The following is a 15,855-nucleotide window of genomic DNA, read 5'->3' as shown; positions in this document are numbered from 1 at the left end:
TTAAAATGCAACAGTTGAGAGAATGTCAATTCTCGAAGACTGTTGCATTGGTGCGCGATAGCGCACATACAATCTGCGATGTTTGCGGGTTAGCAAACTCGACGTGTTTTTCAGCCGCGCTATTTCAGCGGCTGAAAATAAACCTCCATATAATTTGAACCAAATCGTTGTAGAGCATACCACTCATACCGTATACCGGTTTCTGCTTTATTACGATTGGAAAGTTGTTCTTTATATTGTAATAAGTGCTTATAAATAGCTGGGTACTCTCGTTGAAAAGCTTGTTCTGCTTCTTTTGAAGCACCTGTTATATTGGTATTTCTATGAAGCGGAAAATGCCATGGAATAAATAAGAGGTATAATTCAGCAAAATCATATCCATACCGTTTTATATCTCTGCCGCGAAGAATCGGGCGTATAATATCGACAGAATTAGGCGATAGTGCTATAAGCTCATCTTTTTTGCTTTATCTATAATAAAAGCTTCATTGCAGCCTGTTTTTATTCCGTAATTGATTTGGATATCCTATGAAGAGCTATGAGGAAAAATAATATTTACAGCTTCGTTTTTTCGTTCAAGTAAATCGCTGAAAAATAATACAGAGTAACCGATAAGAAAAACTGGGATAAAAACTAGACGATATAATTATTGGAGCCGTCCTCTACAGGCAGCTCCAAAATCGCAGGAATAGAAGCTATTCCGATATTGCCGGATTGTTAAGGCGTTCCTTAATAAACTTATCAACCGTTATACGATGTACATCAAAGATTCTTCCGATGGCTGCTTTTGAAATTTTTTTATTGAGCAGTTCTTCTACTTCCTGCTCTTTTCCACTTAATTTTAGCAATGAATTTTTACGTCCCTTAGGTCTGCCGAGTACAACGCCTTGCGTTTTCCGCAAAGCCAAGGCTTCTTTTGTGCGCTGACTGATAAGCTGCCGCTCAATCTCTGCTGCAAGCGAGAATGCAAAAGCAAGCACTTTTGAGTTGATATTATCTGCAAACTCAAAATTCTCTTTAATTGAAAAGATTCGGACATGTTTTTCAATGCACGCATTCAAGAAACTCATTACATTTAAAAGACTTCTGCCTAACCGCGAAAGTTCCGGTACTATCAGTAAATCATTTGCGTGTAATCGTTCACTTAGAGTGCCAAGTTTACGATGTCCAATCGAAATTCCACCCGACATTACTTCTTCGACAAATTCATCAATCGTAATGTTCCGCTCTTCTGCCCAACGGCACACCTCAAACCGCTGATTTTCCAGCGTTTGTTTTTCCGTACTAACCCGCAAATATGCGTATATCATAGATTACCTCCAATCTGCACAAGTATACGCATTAAAAAGAATGCGTATCAGAAGGTAATGCTTTTAAGTACGGACAAGAGAAACCAGGAGAGTATGTAACATTGTTTTCAACCGCAACGCAGCTTGTCTGCGTTGTTGGTTATACATCTATCCTCTTCTCTCTGATATTATATCATAAAATCTATAACTGATATAGTGATAGCAATCAGTCAGTATTTTTTTCTTGACAGATGCTTTTTTGTCGTTTATCCTTTAAAAGTATGTAGCTGTCCGTAAATATGCATAATTGCTATGTTGCGGTCTATTATTGAGGAGGATGATTTATGAAAAAAGTACTTGCAGTACTTGCGGCATGTTGTATTACTGCGTCGTTTGCTTTTTCTATGGGAGGCAGCGAAGGCGGAAATAAAAATGCAACGGTAAAGATGTTTCAACTCAAGGTTGAGATTAAAGATGCAATCGATGCTTATGCAGCAGCGTACTCAGCTGCACACCCGGAAGGCGCTGTAAAGGTTGAAACTCTGGGCGGCGGCGGAGACTATGCTGGGGCATTAAAAGCAAAGCTCCAGTCCGGGCAAATGCCGGATATTTTTGTTATTACCGGACAGGGTGAATACAATATTTGGAAAGACTATATCGCCGATTTAAGTGATCAGCCGTGGGTAAAGGATACTGATGTTGCCTTTAAGCAGAACGGAAAAGTATATGGGTTCCCGGTTGCCGTTGAAGGTTTCGGTTTGGCATACAATGCAGAGATTTTAAAGAAAGCCGGTGTTGACCCTGCAACACTTACAACTCGCAAGGCTTATGAAGAAGCATTTAAACTGATTGATTCCAAAAAAGCGGAACTGGGGTTGAATGCAGTTGTTTCAATGGCTGCTTCTGTTGCCGGTAATATGTGGTGGTCAATCGCACTGCACAACTTTTCATGCTATTGGGGCGGCGGTTTAGCGGCGGATGACACCTCTGTGATTGAGGCTGGACTCAAGGGAATGGTGGATGATGCCCGCTTTATGCAGTATGCAAAATATGTCCAGCTGCTGTTTCAATATGCCGACAAAAAAATCCTTCAGAATGGAAGCTATGATGAACAGGTGGCTTCCTTTGCACAGGGCAAAACCGCATTCCTTCATCAGGGAAACTGGGTTGATCCCAACTTAAAGCAACTCGGCGCTTCTTTTGAGATGGGGTATGCTCCCCTCGCCTTCTTGGATGCTGAAGAAAAAGGTTTGTATGTATTCGCACCGAGCTTTTATTGTGTAAATGCAAAAAGCCCGAATGCAGCTGCTGCAAAAGCATTCTTAGCTTCTATTGCCGGAACTTCAGAAGGTCATTCATACATGGTTAAATCAGCCGGTATGATCCCTGCGTTTAAGTCTGTCAAATTAGAGCCGGAAGGAAAACTGAGCCGTGCTTTAATGGCTGCGAACGCACGCGGCGGCAATTACGGTGTATTCTTCGGGATGATGCCGGATGGCGCCGGTCAAAATGTGTTTGGTCCGATCTTTGACTTATTTGCACAAAACCCTGATAATTTTGATCAGTTCGTTGCTGATATGAAGAAGGCGATTAAGTCTCTTCCAAATATGTAATTATCGTGCTAATTGAGACCTCTGGAAACTGCTGCATTGATGCATGAACAGCGTATATGTCAATGAACAGGTATTTTCGTAGCAAGTGCGAAGTGTTTTTAGAGGTCGCTTAGTATAGAAATAGCGCCGGTTTACATTGCAGCCAGTGCAAATAGCCCTTTGGAGTACAAAACCGGTACTTATGCTACTATATTATGAGAGAGTTTCCTATGAAGCTAAAAGAAAAGTCTATTATTAATGTGTTGTTTTGTATGCCGTGTGTGTTTTCTTTTATTATGATTATTGTTATTCCATTTTGTTTCGGTGTGTATTACTCGATGACAGACTGGAACGGTGTCCGCGATACTGTAAAGTTTGTGGGATTCGCTCATTTTAAAACGATTTTTACCGCACCTGATTTTATATATTCGTTTTTAATAACTGTTTTGTATACAGTGATCAATTTAATATTAGTGAATGTCGTGAGTTTTATGCTCTCGCTTTTTGTTACCTCTAAGATTAGATTTAGGAATTTTTACCGTGTAGGATTTTTTGTTCCGTATCTTATTGGCGGTATTGTACTTGGATATATTTGGCAGTTTATTTTTAACAATGCTGTCGTTTCTATCGGAAATAGCTTTGGTCTTGAATTTCTACAGTCTTCATTATTAAGCCGTCCCGGAACAGTTATTTGGATGATGTCGTTTGTAAACACTTGGCAGTATTCAGGTTATATCATGCTGATCTTTGTAGCTGCTATTCAAAGCATTCCCGATTCGCTTTTGGAAGCAGCCCAGATAGATGGTGCAAATTACATCAGACGGATATTCCATATTATTATTCCGATGATGGCGAATGCATTTACTATTTCTCTTTTCTTAACCCTGACTTCTTCCTTTAAACAATTTGACATGAATTTAACACTGACGACAGGCGGACCTGCAACCCGCTTCCTTGATACTCCGATTAAAGCAAGTCAGCTTTTGGCAATGAACATTTTTGATACAGCAACAGCAAACCGTATGGCAGAGGCACAAGCAAAGGCGGTTGTGTTATTTGCGGTGCTTGCCGTTATTTCTGCTATTCAAGTGTCTGTAAATAAACGTAAAGAGGTGGAAATGTGATGAAACACCATAAATCTATACAGCATCCAATAATCAGTATTGTAGTGTTTTTGTTTTTTGTTCTTTTTATGTTCCCTTTTGGTATGGTTATTCTCAATTCTGCTAAAACCTCAAAAGAGATTATCAATAATGCAATGGGGATGCCGGAATCGTGGGGGCAGCTTTTTACAAACGTGAAAGCTATTTTTACCAACGAAAGTGTAAATTATATTTCTGCATTTTTTGACAGCAGCGTGATTACCATTATCACACTTGCCGTTATTGTTGTTTTTTCATCTATGTGCGCATGGGTTTTGGTGCGGAACGATAACAGTGTTTCACGGATTGTATTCATGCTCTTTGTGATGGTTATGGTTATCCCGTTTCAGGTGCTTATGTATCCGATGGTGCGCTGGATGCGTATTATGGGGGAGGTTATGCATCTACCTTTGTTAGGCACAATGCGCGGTATTGTTTTTGCTTATCTGGGGTTCGGGTGTCCGCTTTCGATTTTTGTTTTCCACGGTTTTATCAAAAATATCCCATACGAGTTGGAAGAGGCTGCCACGATAGACGGTTGCCCGTATGGTACTATTTTCTTTAGAATTGTTTTTCCGCTTTTGCAGCCTATTATCATCACAGTATTGATCTTGAATGGTATTTGGATATGGAACGACTATCTATTACCGTTGCTGGTTTTGAGTTCAAACGGTGCAGTACAAACTTTGCCGCTTGCTATTACCGTATTCGCCGGTTCTTATTTAAAGCAATGGGATTTGATTTTGACATCAACCTTAATTGCAATGCTGCCTGTTATCATTTTATATCTCTTTGCACAGCGGTATATTATCAAAGGTATGGTTGACGGTTCAATAAAATAAAAACTCTGCTTTCACAGTGATATGATTTTGTACGAGACATTTGTAAGAGTGATACATTGGTTGATGAACGCGCTATTTCAGCTTAATAATATGGAAGGGAAGCTCTGGAAGGTTCAATTTAGAACGGCAGTGCAATCGGCTTACTTAAAAACCCGAACGACTGATCGCTATTTTCGCCGAAACACTGGACATATCGTGCATCGGCAGGTTTATCCTTGAGGGCAGCAAGCGAATCCGAGTGCTGTTCCGTATTATTTAAGGCTATCCGGTATACCGTAAGCGGCTGTAGGTCAGCGCTCAGCATAATCAAAGAAAAAGAAGAACACACATTACGGTCTTTAATAGAAAGTGTCCATTGCTCATCTTGCAAAGTAAAATCAAAAGGAAGCTCCTTTGGGGTATAGGGAGCTGCGAGGGAAAATGTTGTTTTGCTTGTATTACCGCCTAAATCAGCAGCAGTCAAGGTATATGTGCCTTCGGGAAACAAGCGGCGGGGATAGCTGAATTTATTTGAACCAACCCACTGAACCTGTGCGCCATACCCGGCTTCTTGCAGGAAAACAGTATTTTCACGGTGGATCATCCACTCTAAACCGGTACTGTCTTCCCGCAGCGTTAAATTTTTATAATCATTACGCCCGTCCCGGTCATCCAGCAGTATAAATGCGGCAAGCCGTTCCGTTAGCACTCCCTGCCGGTTATAACTATAGATTCGCTGCCTTTTTGCCTGTACAACCGCCGGGGTGTTAAAAGAGCACGCAGCATACAGAAGAATAGCCGGCAGCAAGCAGGCGGATAAAAAGCGCTGTCTCATATTAAAATCCAAATGAGAGGTTTACAACGGTCAAGTCTGCCGCCGATTTACTTGCATTCGATTCAAAGTGGACATTCACCTTTTCACACTGTTCAATGAGATAGGAAATATAATACATTCCTAAGCTGCATACGTCCGATCCTTCGGGCTGCGCCTTGTAAAAGTCGATCAAAGAATTTCTCTTTACATCAGCTTTTTTCATATCATTGAGATTTTCTTTCACTGCTTCTGCAGATTTTGCTCTATTATACAGCGAAATTTGCATCTTTCCTTGTGTACCGATAGATGTGTTACTGCCGCCGCCGATTTTCCACGACACAAATACCTTTTCATCCTTCCGCTTCAACTCAGCTATAATTAACTGCCTGACTTTGGGGTCATAAAGCGTTTCTTGCAGGTTTTCTTTATGCTGAAACAATACCTTGGCAGCATTCCTCATATTCATATTTTCTGCGCTTTGAATCAATTCCATCAATAAAAGCGATGTAAATTCCGCTATTTTCGTTTTATCCATGTATTCATTCAAACTTGTGCGGATAGTACGGACAATCAAATCAAAATCTGGTGCATTTTTAAACTTTGTAATGATAAACCAGGTAAACGGACGCAAATTGTTCAAGAATTTTTCGCCCAGAAAAAGCTTCATATTTTTATCTTCCGCACGCATACCTGTAGCCTTGTTAATAAAGGTATAGAGCGGCTCTAATATCTCTTTTTTGGTTTGATAAATTATATCTTCGTTCTTTTTCAAAAGATCGGCAAGATATTGCTGGTTGATATGTGATTTCTCATCAATAATACTGGTAGGGTTTAATCTATTCCATTTCTTTATAACAGGAGATGCTAGTATCTGTTTGAATATAAAGGCATCATATTGGCGGTATAACAGTGAAAATACAATCAACTTAGATAAATCCATGATCTCTTGACGCGAAGACACTAATTCTGCCTGTGATATTTCGATTTTGGAAATATAATTTGCAAGAATCAACCGCTGAATATTCTCAGGCATAAAAGAGTCGAGAGAAATACCGTACTCTTCAACATTGCCCGCCAAGGTAAAACGGAGTAACTTCTTATTTTGTTTAATAAAAAAAGTTGAACCTTCCTGCGTTAATACAAGCTTAATTGGAAGATCTAATATCCGTTTCTTTCCCACTGTTGCCATAATCAATTATCCTCATCTCAAACTAATAGACAAGGGGCATACCAAAAGCTGGTTACTTTCGGGATACCCCAGACGAGTTTAAAGTTAAGTCTTTAGGTATCAATAACTTAAACTCAAACATCGCAACTAAATCTAAGCAACTGTCCCAAAACTGTTACGCAATCCGCTTTAGCGTATATGACGAATCATTTCCTCACAGAAAAAGCTGATCGGCTTTCAGTTTTTGGACAGCCCCAACGCGCACCGCTACAAACTTCATTCTTACCATCGGGATATCATCGTATTCCTTTTAGAGATTCCCTAACACTTTTCGTATTTCAGCAGCATAGCGGTAATTCGGTCGCTGCCGCAGTAATTGCTCAAAAATGGCCTTTGCCTCACTCTTGTTATCCATACTAATATACACTTTTCCAAGCTCATAGTAACTATCCCACGCCTGTGCATTCATTTTTATGCTAGATTGATAGGTGTCGCGCGCATTTTCTTTTAAGCCTGCAGATAAATACACAGCGGCAAGGTTTTGACGGGCTTCCATATCATGCGGCATAATTTTTATTGCAGTGCTATAGAAGTCAATCGCTTTTCCATATTGGTTTTCAAGCCCATATAGCTTCCCCAAATTCATATTGACTTCAAAGTTAGAAGGTTCTATCCGGTACGCTGCTTGCAAATTTTGTTCAGCTCCATCGAGTTTTCCAGCTTCAAGCTGCAGCCGCCCAAGGTTAATACGCGGTTTACTGTACGAGCCGTCTGCAGCTGCAGCACGGGCATAGTAATCTTCCGCTTCTTTGATCCGATTATTTTTTTCTAAAGCGAGTCCATAGGTATACAAAAAGCGGGCATCCCGGCTATTCCCTGCAAGGGCTTTTTGTGCATTCTGCAGCGCATCAGTAGTATTCCCTGCCTCTAACTGCACTGCAGCGAGATTATAATAGGTAACAGGATCTGAATCACCAAGAGTCAGCGCCTCCTTAAAATAACGCTCTGCCTGTTTATTATCTTTTTGCTTTGCATATACTTGAGCCATTTCCTTGAGCGCTGATAAGTTTGCTGGTTCCAGTGCCAGTGCTTTTTGATAATTGGTAAGTGCTTCGGAATACTTCCGCTGCTTGTCCTGTATTCGTGCTATTTCGATCCATGCACGGACATACCCCGGTTTTAATGCTGCAGCCTTCGTAAAGGCCGTCAGCGCTGCATCATTGGCATTCATAATCTTATGGGTTATACCCAGGTTAAAATATCCCGCTTCATAATTCGGATTAGCTTTAACCGTTTGTTCAAAAGCAGTCCGGGCTTGGGGATATTTTTTTTGATCAAAATATTTTCTGCCTAATTCATAGCTATACAGATAGTTTTGACTATCCAAGCGGCTAGCTGTCTCCAATTCCTGCAATGCCAGCGCTGGATTATTCTGAGCATCGGCTTTCTGTGCAGAGATAAAATGCGTCTGTGCATCATTATTATCTGCTGCTGCTCCGGTACGGGTATTGGGTGCAGCCTTCTCCGTCCCGGTATTGCGTCCCCGGCTGGGAGCGCTCTTTTTTTGCTGAGCAGCAGGTTTCGTATTCTGCCCTTTAGCCGGCGTTTCTTTTTGCGCCGCACTTTGTGCCGCGGCAATTTTGGCTGCCAAATCCTGTGCAGCCGCATCATCCTTTGCTGCGATAGCCTTTTTCACATACTCATCAGCTTTTTTCAATGCATTTTGCTTTGCCTGTGCATTTGCAGCGCCCTCCGCAAAATCGAGCATTGCCTGAGCCATCGCCCGATAATTTTCAGCTGCAAAATCATTATCCTTAGGCATCAGCCGTCCTGCTCGGTCAAAAGCTAAAACACTATTGTTAAGTTGCTTCCGTTTTGCCGCAGTTGTTCCCTGCGCAACCAGATTTTCAACCTGCCGTTGCGCCGGAGTTTTTGCAGCAGCCTTTGTATTCTGCGCCGATTCCTTTTGCGGCGGCTGCGCCCCCGCTTTTTGCGCCCCGGCTTGATTTTTCTGTGCGGATGCAGCCTGTGTCTTCCGTTGCTTCTCAGCCCGTTTCTGCGCTGCTGCCTGCTCACGCTGCTTTTGTTGGGCAGCCGCTTTCTGTGCGGCTTGCGTTTTTGCTAACTGTTCTTGTTGTTTGCGTTGGCGTTGTTCATCGGCTTTCTTCCGGGCAGCTTCTTCTTCCTGTGCCTTCCGCTGCTCCTCAGCCCGTTTCTGTGCTGCTGTTTGCTCCTGCTGTTTCTGCTGCGCCGCCGGCTGCTGCGCAGCCCGCGCCTTTGCTAACTGCTCTTGCTGTTTGCGTTGTTCATCGGCTTTCTTCCGGGCAGCTTCTTCTGCTTGCACCTTCCGCTGCTCTTCAGTTTTTCTCTGTGCAAGCTGTTCCCGTTCCTTCTTCTGTGCTTCCGCCCGCGCCTGCTCTGCTGCTAGTTCCTGCTGCTTTTGCTGAGCTGCAAGCCGCTCTTGCGCTGCGGTGTATTCCTTCCGTGCGTCCAGTATTCGCGCATAAAGATTCCGTGCAGCTGCACTATTTTGCGCAGCAAGCGCTTGCTTTATATACGTTTCTGCCTTGTTCAATGCCATCGACACATCGGAAGGCTGTGATACGCGCTGCGATATTGTCAACATTGCGTCTGCCATCTCTTGATACGAATCAGCTGCAAACTGCCGAATATCCGGCATCGCAGCGGCGGCTCTATCAAATGCCAAAACAGCAGCGCTCAACAGCCGTCTTTCCACAGCGTTTTTTCCCTGTCCGATCAGCTCAACAACCTGCCGTTTCTGTCGTTCCGCTTGTTCTTCCTGCCGTATTCGGTCATCAGCTTCCTGCTGAGCTAACAGTTCTTGCTGCCGTTTAGCATCGGCGGTTTTCCGCTGTTCTTCCATAATATTGGCATAAAGCCCCCGCGCATCGGTAGTATTCCGCGCTGTAAGTGATTTTTTTATGTATCGTTCCGCTTCATCCCGCGCTGTTTGTGCCGTTTGTGCGTCAGATGCAGTCTTGGATAGCAAGAAAAGCGCAGCCGCCATGTCTTGATACGAAGCAGCCTGAAAATCCCTATCATCCGGCATCAGTTCACCCGCGTTTTCAAAGGAGGAGAGTGCATTTGCCAACTGATTTTTTTGTGCAGCGCTTTTCCCCTGCACAATGGCATCCCGTACTTGCATCCGCTGAAGATCAGCCTGCTGGTTACCGGCATTTTGTGCAGCCCGTTCCGCAATACTGCGGTTCAATGCAAGAGCATCTCCGCTTTCCAGAAAAGAGCCTGCTAATCTGTTGCTTTCTGCCGGTGTAGGCGGTTGTGCCGTTGTTTCCGATGCCGGCAAACCGCTGTATTTTTTTGCAAGGCTTTCGTTTGCAAGCTGTGCAGAAAGAAGGCGCTCCTGTTGGTCTGCGGTCAATTCACCGATACCGTCTTGCAGGAGTGAGCTGCTGTCATTGTCTAAAAGCTCAGGACGCATATCATCTGTACTATCTGTGTTTTCAGCTCTCTGCGTCAGCCCGCTGCCGAATGCAGCTTTTTCGCTTCTTGAGCCGGAAAATACCGAATAGCCGCCCCAAATCAGCAGACAAAGAATAATACCAGCAGCCGTTCCAACTAAATATTTATGTAAATCAGTCAAGATGATAGTCCTCCACGTAATCAAGCGTTTCATCGGAACCTGCAGACAGAGAAGAAGCGCTGTCTACCGACCGAAGATGCGCATTTATTTCTTCCTGCAGCTTCCGGTACCGCGTTTCAGCGGCATTCTGTTCAGCTTCTTCCGCAAGCGCCTGTGCCGCTGCCTGCATCCGCACAAGTTCCTCTTCCCGCAATTCAGCCTGTAAGAGAGATACCATACGCTGAATTGACTGCTTTTGGGAAGTGCTCGGCTCTAAATTCAGATAAAATGTATAATCTTCTAAGGCTGCGGCATAGTTTTCAAGTTTGATGCGGGTATTTGCTCTGTTGAGTACAGCCTGAGGATATGCCCGCCGTGCTGTTAATGCAGCAGTGTATGCCTCTTCGGCTTCCGTAAACCGGCTCTGTAAAAAATATACATTGCCAAGGTTATACCAATAAAGATAGCTTCCGGCAGTATCAGTCTCTTTTCCGGTCAACAACTGCTGTTCGGCATCGGCATATTTTCCTAATTGAATATAGCATACCCCAATATAGAGGTGAGTTCTAGTATCGGCTTTTCCATCCGACAAAGCTTTATAAAAGAGCGGTACTGCTTTAGCCGGCTGATTATTCAGCAGGAACTTTTTCCCTTCGCTTAAAGCATCTTGTGCATTGCCTAATCCTGTAGATATTGATACAGCATAGAGATAGACAATAACCGGCAAAATTCGCCCAGCCGATCTATAAAAAAAACGCTTCATTGACATTACCTCTCAAAAATTATACCATAAAATTATGTCTTTGTACCTTATTAGTTTTATCGGCGCACTTGCATTTTTTATTCTATTGCTTGCTTTTATACTGATACGTTCGATTGTATCGCCTCAAAGAACCGCAACAATAGAAAAATACATCAATGCAGGCAAATACGCAACCGCAATTAAACGGGCAAAAGCCATTATAGCAAAAAATCCGCGAGATACAAAAGCCCGCTATCTTCTTGGTAAAGCCTATCTGGCTGACGGGAGGGCGGAACTTGCGCTCATGGAGTTTAAAAGCATCAGTAAAGCATCTTTTGATTCAAAAGCGCAGGAAAAAGAGTTCCGCAATTTAACGGCTCAGTTATACGAACGCTTTCAGCAGCATAATGAAGCTCTTGCCGAATATGCATTGCTGATCAAGCTCGATCCTCGTAATGGAGACTATCACTATCAAATCGGTCAATTGTTTGAGCAGACAAATAAAACCGAACAGGCGGTTAATCATTATCGGCAAGCTATCGGATTGAGTCCCAAACATGCGGCAGCACATGCGGCTTTGGGGCTTTTGCTGTTTAAAAGCAAGATGCTGACCGAAGCAAAGCAAGAAATTGCTACCGCACTTTCGCTTGAACCTGACAACACAACGGCACTCTATTATCAAGGGCGGATGCTCCGGGAATCACGGGAATATGCACAAGCGCTTACCGCTTTTGAAAAAGCAGCCCGTAATGCGGACTTACGGCAAAAATGCTTTACTGAACGGGGCTTGTGCTATATGGATGCCAATAGTTTGGAGAAGGCAGCCTTTGAGTTTGACCGGGCGTTAAAATTGACTACTGCAAAAAACTCCAGTGCGGATACATTGCGGCTTCGGTATGCAGCGGCAACTTGTTATGAAAAGATGCGCGATCTTGATCATGCCATTGAGCAGTGGGAGGCGATTCGAGCAGTAAGTCCCAACTTTAAAGATGTTGCGGAAAAACTCGGACAATACAGTGATCTCCGCTCAAACGATTATATGAAAGAGTTTTTAACAGCCGGGCCGGAAGCTTTCTTGAAGCTTTGCAAAACGATCACGGAAAAAGCCTTTTCGCTTTCCGTTCAGTCGCAAAAAGAAATTAAACAGGGATGTGCGATTATCGCTTTGGAAGATAATTCGGAAAAATGGATGAATGTCCGCAAGCAGCCTAAACTCTTTATCTATTCACGCGATAGCGAGATTATCAGCGATGGTTTTTTACGCTCTCTGCATGAGCAGATGAAAGCACAGAATGTTGTTCGGGCTGTGGTTGTTACCTCAAGCGGTTTGTCCCGTGCGGCAATAACCTTTGCCGAAAACCGCCCTATTGAATTGATTGATAAAGATAAATTTGAAACGATATTAAAGAATCTGAAAGGTATTTAGCAATGAAAATTCTTTGTATTTCCGATCAAATTGACCCGCTGATCTATAGCGTGAATATCAAAGAACGCTATCATGATGTTGATCTTGTGATTTCGGCAGGGGATTTACCTATGGAATACTTAGAATTTATCGTTTCATCGTTAAATAAGCCGCTATTGTTTGTATTTGGGAACCATAATTTGGGCGCGTTGCCTTATTACCACAAGCAATGGCGGGATAATGCCGACTTACAGTCGATTAGCGAGGAGAATACCGAAGGATACGGTTCCACCTATATCGGTTTTACAACATACCGGGAGGGTAAACTCCTGTTGGCAGGTGTTTCTGGCAGTATCCGCTATAATAATGACATAGGACAATATACGGAATTTCAAATGCTATGCCGGCTATTAGCGCTTATTCCGCGGCTTATATATAACAAGTTGCGCTATGGACGCTATTTGGATGTCTTTGTCGCACATGCGGCGCCGTTCGGTATTCACGATCGCAAAGACCCTTGCCATATCGGTTTTAAATGTTTTCTATGGTTTATGAAAAAATTTACTCCCCGCTACTTTTTACACGGGCATATCCACCTGTACGATTTACAAACGCCGCGTGTAACCGCTTATGAAAAAACAATGGTGATAAATGTTTTTAGTCACTATCTTTTAGAATTTGAAAATCCTGCTCGGTAGAATCCGAAAAGAGACTGCCGGGAGCGAATGTATCCGGAGTATGATACTTGCAGGTGCGGCTGTAAAAAGTGTAAAGCACTATTAATCTGCTAATGCTGCTACCGGATCCAGCCGGGCAGCCTTTATTGCAGGGCGTAACCCAAAGAAAATGCCGATCGTAATAGAAACAACAAAAGCAGTAACCGAGCCGGGAATATTCGGGCTAAAGACCATTTCAAATTGAGCTGACTGAAAAACTTTTTGCACCAGCACTATACTTACGCCTCCGCCCAACAGCATACCAAGTACTCCGCCGGTTAAACTGAGCGTTGCAGACTCGATTAAGAACTGATTACGGATCACCTTTTCACTTGCCCCCAGCGCCTTACGGATGCCGATTTCTTTTTTCCGTTCTGTTACGGTAACGAGCATGATATTCATAATATTGATGCCGCCAACCAAAAGCGACATAACGGCAATCGCGGTGAGAATTGCACTTATCAAAGTAATTTGAGCCATAATATCATTCAATAATTCCTTGTACGAAAATGTCCAGAGCGAATTCTGCATTTTTGCAAAGTCATCGGAAAAGGCTTTGATCTGCGCAACCGCTTCATCAATATATGCGGCATCATAAAGCTGTACCGCGGCTGAATCCGAATCGTTTTTTCCAATCCCCATATCTTCTGTAACAAATGAACGGGGAATAAAAAACGCTTCGGTATTGCTAAAAGTATCATTTGGTTTAACCACGCCGCATACTTCAAACGAAAACGGCAAAAAGCGTAATCTGCCTCTGTTGCGGTATGCAACCGTAACGGCGACGTTTTTCCCAATGGCATTGCCTTCAGGAAAGAGTGTATTCGCCTCGCTTTCACCCAGGATAATCTTATGCCGCCTGTTTGCAAAATCATCAAATGTAAAGCCTTTTCCATAAAGCAATTCGTAATTATTCGCTTCGAGCCAGCCGTGTTCAATACCGCTGATCCGCTTATTTTCCAGCGTGAGCGCTTTCTGCGATACAGCGGCTGAAAAAGAATCGCTATAAAATACATTTTTGATAAGCGGTACCGCTTTCTCCAATTCGGCACGGTAGGTTTCCGTAAAGGTGATACTGGGCTTCCGTGTTTCAAAGTCCCACCGCGGTTCAATTTCAATAATATTCATCGTATCTAAATTGAACATTTTTTTCATACTGACTTGCATGGAGCTTCCGATATTGCTGATAATCGTAACAACCGTAACACCGATTGCAATTCCCAAAAGAGACAGCACTGTCCGCAGTTTTTTAGTACGGAAATTATTGAACGCATTGATAAAATCTTCCCACATGGCTATTCCTCCAACGCCTTAACCGGATCGAGTTTTCCGGCTTGCCATGCAGGATATAAGCCAAAAAAGATTCCGGCGGCGGCTGAAATCACAAAAGCCAATAGCGCACCCTGCATATTAAATGAAAGAATAACATCTCCATCTCCGGAAAACAGCCGCAGCACCGGCAAAATAGCGGCAAGGCTGATCAAAAAACCTACTGCAAGTCCGATTCCCCCGCCGGCAATGCTGAGCGCAGCCGATTCTGTTAAAAACTGAGAAAGAATAGCTCCTGTCGTCGCCCCTATTGCCTTCCGTATACCGATTTCCTGCCGCCGCTCCGCAACGGTTACCAGCATAATATTCATAATTCCAATGCCGCCGATAAGCAGCGAGAGTCCGGCAATTCCGGACAGTACTGCAGAAATCATCGCCAGGCTTCCCTGTATTTGCTGCTGCATAGATGCCGGCGACCATACCCGCACTGCATTTGACGTATTTGCAAAGGCATCGGAGACTTCTATAATAGCTGCTTCTACCGCTTTAAAATCCGTTACCGTATCGTAAACCTCTACTTCGATACACGCTCCTTCATTTTTATGCCCCAGCTGGCGTACCAAAAAGGCACGGGGGAGTAATACATACCTGCTTATTTGCCCCATTGCGGTCTTTTGGTTTTTTAGAACCCCTTTAACCGTACAGGTAAAAAGCAAAGGAGCTGCATTTCCATTAGGAACCGAGAGCGAGAGCGTCTTTCCTACCGCATTTCCTTCGGGAAATAATCCCTTTGCAATGTCTTCTCCAATAATAACTTTCCGGGCGCCGCTTATAAAATCAGAAAGCATCAGCGGTTCTCCATATTCAAGTCTCCATTTATTCGCTTCTATATAACCGTAGTCTATCCCGAAGCATTCTTTGCTGCCTGCACTCAGCCGCCCGCGCTGTACCGTGGCGTTAAAGGCATCAAATAAAAACGTATTCTTTATTTCCGGGATTTGCTTTTGGAGAGCTTCCGCATATCGGTTATTAAAAATAATGTTACGGTTCCGCCATGATTGAGGCCTCACACTCAAGATTGAGTTGCTTAAATCTTTAAACTCCTGTGCAATACTCGCCTCCAGCGAGCTGCTTAAATTCATGGTAATCACAACTGAACTCACCCCGATCATAATTCCTAAAAGGGAAAGCAGCGTGCGCATTTTGTTCTGCCGGAAATTTTGCAGAGCCGACAGTATATCTTCAAACATAAAAATGCCCCTGAGTTGAAAACAGTATATCCATATCCGTAATACT

12 protein-coding genes are annotated in these 15,855 nt (G+C 43.3%); 5 read left to right on the top strand and 7 right to left on the bottom strand.

All coding sequences use genetic code 11. The features are described from left to right. Positions 1–695 precede the first annotated feature (695 nt). A complete protein-coding gene (locus ACTTJ8_RS04460; protein ID WP_442720434.1) occupies positions 696–1,310 on the bottom strand; it encodes a master DNA invertase Mpi family serine-type recombinase in 615 nt (204 codons plus the stop codon). 323 nt (positions 1,311–1,633) lie between these two features. Between ACTTJ8_RS04460 and ACTTJ8_RS04455 the strand changes: the two genes are divergently transcribed. From ACTTJ8_RS04455 to ACTTJ8_RS04445, 3 genes are all read left to right on the top strand, one after another. Continuing rightward, complete coding sequence (locus ACTTJ8_RS04455; RefSeq protein ID WP_442716284.1) at positions 1,634–2,902, top strand: ABC transporter substrate-binding protein; 1,269 nt, start codon at positions 1,634–1,636, stop codon at positions 2,900–2,902. Positions 2,903–3,096: 194 nt separating this feature from the next. Beyond that, on the top strand, positions 3,097–4,005 hold the full coding sequence (locus ACTTJ8_RS04450) for a carbohydrate ABC transporter permease (protein WP_442720433.1): 909 nt from the start codon (positions 3,097–3,099) through the stop codon (positions 4,003–4,005). Beyond that, on the top strand, positions 4,005–4,865 hold the full coding sequence (locus ACTTJ8_RS04445; RefSeq protein ID WP_442720432.1) for a carbohydrate ABC transporter permease: 861 nt from the start codon (positions 4,005–4,007) through the stop codon (positions 4,863–4,865). The genes ACTTJ8_RS04450 and ACTTJ8_RS04445 overlap by 1 nt, the downstream gene beginning before the upstream one ends. A 118-nt stretch (positions 4,866–4,983) precedes the next feature. Here the strand turns inward: ACTTJ8_RS04445 and ACTTJ8_RS04440 are convergent, their stop codons facing one another. From ACTTJ8_RS04440 to ACTTJ8_RS04425, 4 genes are all read right to left on the bottom strand, one after another. Then, entirely contained in the window at positions 4,984–5,679 is a 696-nt protein-coding gene (locus tag ACTTJ8_RS04440; protein ID WP_442718907.1) for a hypothetical protein, read from the bottom strand. Position 5,680: 1 nt separating this feature from the next. Continuing rightward, entirely contained in the window at positions 5,681–6,847 is a 1,167-nt protein-coding gene (locus tag ACTTJ8_RS04435) for a DUF8084 family protein (RefSeq protein ID WP_442716280.1), read from the bottom strand. A 289-nt stretch (positions 6,848–7,136) separates the two neighbouring features. Further along, entirely contained in the window at positions 7,137–10,481 is a 3,345-nt protein-coding gene (locus tag ACTTJ8_RS04430; protein WP_442720431.1) for a tetratricopeptide repeat protein, read from the bottom strand. Further along, positions 10,441–11,190 (bottom strand): tetratricopeptide repeat protein, encoded by a 750-nt coding sequence (locus ACTTJ8_RS04425; protein WP_442720430.1) that lies wholly within the window; start codon positions 11,188–11,190, stop codon positions 10,441–10,443. Before ACTTJ8_RS04425 ends, ACTTJ8_RS04430 begins: the two co-directional genes overlap by 41 nt. Positions 11,191–11,224: 34 nt before the next feature. Here ACTTJ8_RS04425 and ACTTJ8_RS04420 point away from each other — a divergent pair, with 34 nt between their 5' ends. Together ACTTJ8_RS04420 and ACTTJ8_RS04415 are read left to right on the top strand one after the other, a co-directional pair. After that, positions 11,225–12,595, top strand: a complete 1,371-nt coding sequence (locus tag ACTTJ8_RS04420; protein ID WP_442720429.1) for a tetratricopeptide repeat protein — start codon at positions 11,225–11,227, stop codon at positions 12,593–12,595. A 2-nt stretch (positions 12,596–12,597) separates the two neighbouring features. Then, on the top strand, positions 12,598–13,272 hold the full coding sequence (locus tag ACTTJ8_RS04415; protein WP_442716276.1) for a metallophosphoesterase: 675 nt from the start codon (positions 12,598–12,600) through the stop codon (positions 13,270–13,272). A gap of 81 nt (positions 13,273–13,353) precedes the next feature. Here ACTTJ8_RS04415 and ACTTJ8_RS04410 read toward each other — a convergent pair whose 3' ends face one another. Together ACTTJ8_RS04410 and ACTTJ8_RS04405 are read right to left on the bottom strand one after the other, a co-directional pair. Then, on the bottom strand, positions 13,354–14,583 hold the full coding sequence (locus ACTTJ8_RS04410; RefSeq protein ID WP_442720428.1) for an ABC transporter permease: 1,230 nt from the start codon (positions 14,581–14,583) through the stop codon (positions 13,354–13,356). Between the two features lie 2 nt (positions 14,584–14,585). After that, positions 14,586–15,809, bottom strand: a complete 1,224-nt coding sequence (locus ACTTJ8_RS04405) for an ABC transporter permease (RefSeq protein ID WP_442720427.1) — start codon at positions 15,807–15,809, stop codon at positions 14,586–14,588. Positions 15,810–15,855: the final 46 nt, after the last annotated feature.

Origin of the sequence: Treponema sp., assembly GCF_052169735.1 — a bacterium.
Lineage (GTDB): Bacteria > Spirochaetota > Spirochaetia > Treponematales > Treponemataceae > Treponema.
This window is presented reverse-complemented; position numbering and strand designations above follow the sequence as displayed.